This window comes from Streptomyces sp. SID13726, assembly GCF_010548375.1.
Taxonomy (GTDB): domain Bacteria; phylum Actinomycetota; class Actinomycetes; order Streptomycetales; family Streptomycetaceae; genus Streptomyces.
The window spans coordinates 1-511 of record NZ_JAAGLY010000273.1 but is presented as its reverse complement, the minus strand read 5'-3'; the positions used below and the strand labels follow the sequence as shown (position 1 = coordinate 511).

The window sequence follows — 511 nt, the reverse complement described above, 5'->3', positions numbered from 1 at the left end:
CCGAGCGGCGCGGGCGCTGGGGCTCGACCACATCGCCGCTCACGTGACGCTCACGGAGATCACCGCGACCTCGTACCGGGGCCCGATCTTCCGCACCGAGCTCACCGAGGTCCGGTCGATCGGGATCAACGCCGACCGCCTGGCGCAGCTCGAGCGGTTCTCCGCGGCCCTCCCGGCGGGCGCCGACCTCGGCACCGTCGAGGCGGAGCTCGACCGGATCGCGCGCCGGCCACCGCTGTACGGCGCGCTGCTCAACGCCCTCTGGGCGGGGATCGCCTGCGCGGCCTTCGCGTTCCTCAACAACGGCGGCCTCGTCGAGTGCGGCGCGGTGCTCGTCGCGGCGGCGCTCGGGCAGGCGGTGCGCCAGGCGATGCTGCACCGGGGGATCAACCAGTTCGGCGTGACGATGCTCGCCGCGGCGGTCGCGAGCATCGCCTACCTGGTCCTCGTCCTGGCGCTGTCGGCGCTCGCGGGTGTCGACGGCGGGCACGAGGCCGGGTACGTCTCCGCG

The 511-nt window shown here is 74.8% G+C and carries 1 protein-coding gene; it reads left to right on the top strand.

Annotated features, from left to right (window positions below; all coding sequences use genetic code 11):
• The coding region (locus G3I78_RS47585) for a threonine/serine exporter family protein (RefSeq protein WP_164436845.1) at positions 1–511 on the top strand (511 nt) is incomplete at both ends.